Annotated in this window: 2 protein-coding genes and 1 pseudogene; all 3 read left to right on the forward strand. The window is 63.2% G+C overall.

Annotation, left to right across the window (positions count from 1 at the left end; translation table 11 throughout):
- The coding region (locus AC1DOC_RS30120) for an ABC transporter substrate-binding protein (RefSeq protein ID WP_478131167.1) at positions 1–829 on the forward strand (829 nt) is incomplete at its 5' end.
- Positions 830–910: 81 nt separating this feature from the next.
- Entirely contained in the window at positions 911–1864 is a 954-nt protein-coding gene (locus AC1DOC_RS30125) for a branched-chain amino acid ABC transporter permease (protein ID WP_012748031.1), read from the forward strand.
- A 4-nt stretch (positions 1865–1868) separates the two neighbouring features.
- Positions 1869–2265: pseudogene (locus AC1DOC_RS30130) on the forward strand (branched-chain amino acid ABC transporter permease); the annotation flags it as partial.

A 2265-nucleotide genomic window follows, 5' to 3' on the forward strand; every position in this document is an offset into this window, starting at 1 on the left:
CACCAACAGCAAGTGCAGCTACTGGCACTTCCGGCTCGATGCCGACACCTCCATGAAGATGGAAGCGCTGACCGCCTTCATGAAGGAGCAGCCAGACATCAAGAAGGTCTACCTCATCAACCAGAACTACTCGCACGGCCAGCAGGTCTCCAAGTTCGCCAAGCAGAACCTCAAGGACAAGCGGCCCGATGTCGAGATCGTGGGCGACGACCTGCATCCGCTGGCCCAGGTGCGCGACTTCTCGCCCTACATCGCCAAGATCAAGGCCTCGGGTGCCGACACCGTCATCACCGGCAACTGGGGTTCCGACCTCGCGCTGCTCATCAAGTCGGCCAACGACTCGGGCCTGAACGTCAAGTTCTACACCTACTACGCCGTGACCAACGGCACGCCCACCGCCATGGGCGCGGCTTCGGACGGCAAGGTCTACCAGGTGGGCTACAGCCACTACAACGCGCCCGGCCCGGTGCAGCCGCTGATGAACGAGTTCAAGAAGAAGTTCAACGACGACATGTACACCACCGACATCTACACGGTGTACGCCATGCTCAGCGAAGCCTTCGTGCGCACCAAGTCGACCGAGCCCGTCAAGGTGGCGGCCGCGATGGAAGGCATGAAGTTCAAGAGCTTCAACGGCGATGTCGAGATGCGCAAGTCCGACCACCAGCTGCAGCAGGGCCTGTGGATCACGCGCTGGCAGAAGGCCGACGCCAAGAACCCCTACAGCCCGGAGAACACCGGCTACACGCTGGCGCCCGTCAAGTTCTACGAAGCCTACGTTGCGAGCACGCCCACCTCGTGCCAGATGAAGCGGCCCAACAACTCCTGATCGCCCGATCGCGCGCCGACCGGTCGAGGCCCGACTTCAACACTCGGGCCTTTTTCTTTTCTCACCTGACACGAAAGACCGATGAACGTCGAATTCTTCGTCATCTCGCTGCTCAACGGCGTCAGCTACGGGCTGCTGCTGTTCATGCTGAGCTCCGGCCTCACGCTGATCTTCAGCATGATGGGCGTGCTCAACTTTGCGCACGCCAGCTTCTACATGCTGGGCGCCTACATCGCCTACACGCTCTCGGGCATCGTCGGCTTCTGGCCGGCRCTGTTCATCGCGCCGCTCTTGGTGGGCCTCTTGGGCGCGGCCTTCGAGCGCTACAGCCTGCGCCGGGTCCACAAGTTCGGCCACGTGCCGGAACTGCTGGTGACCTTCGGGCTTTCGTACCTCATCCTGGAGCTGGTGCAGCTTGCCTGGGGGCGCTCGACCGTGCCCTACGGCCTGCCGCCGCAGCTGCAGGGGCCGCTGTTCTCGCTGTACGGCACGCAGTTTCCCAAGTCGCGCTCGTTCATCATGCTGGTGGCCGTCTTGATGCTCATCTCGGTGTGGCTGCTGCTCACGCGCACACGCATCGGCCTGGTGATCCAGGCGGCGCTCAAGCACCCCGACATGGTCGAGGCGCTGGGCCACAACGTGCCGCGCGTCTTCATGCTGGTGTTCGGCGGCGGCGCCGCGCTCGCGGGCCTTGCGGGCGTGGTGGGTGGCAACACCTACGTCACCGAACCGGCGATGGCGGCCTCCGTCGGCTCGATCATCTTCGTGGTGGTGGTGGTCGGCGGCATGGGCTCGCTGGCCGGCGCGTTCCTGGCGTCGCTCCTGATCGGCATCATCCAGACCTTCGCGGTGGCCATGGACCAGTCGTTTGCCGGCGGCCTGCAGATGCTGGGCTTCACGGTGACCGACCAGACCTTCGGCTACGAGCTGCTCAAGCTCACGATCTCGCAGGTCGCGCCGATCCTGCCGTACCTGTTCCTGGTGCTGATTCTCATCTTCAGGCCCAAGGGTCTTCTTGGCACCCGGGAGGACTGAAGCCATGACAAGCACAACCACCACGACCACTGCGGCCACCACCACGCAGTACTACCGCTTCAAGCCCTGGAACATCGGGCGCTTCCTGATCTGGTCGCTGTTCGCGATCGTGCTGATCGTCTCGCCGCTGCTGTTCAAGAGCAGCCTGGCGCTCACCATGCTCTCGCAGATGGGCTACCTGATCATCATCTGCCTGAGCTACAACATCCTGCTGGGGCAGGGCGGCATGCTGAGCTTCGGGCATGCCGTGTATGTCGGGCTCGGTTCCTTCCTTGCGATCCATGCGATGAACATGGGCGAGAAGGGCGGGCTTCAGATTCCGCTGGTGGCCATTCCGCTGGTGGGCGGCCTGGCCGGCATGTTCTTTGCCATCCTGCTGGGCTTCGTCACGACGAAGAAGT

The organism is Variovorax sp. 01T439_2 (assembly GCF_056398445.1).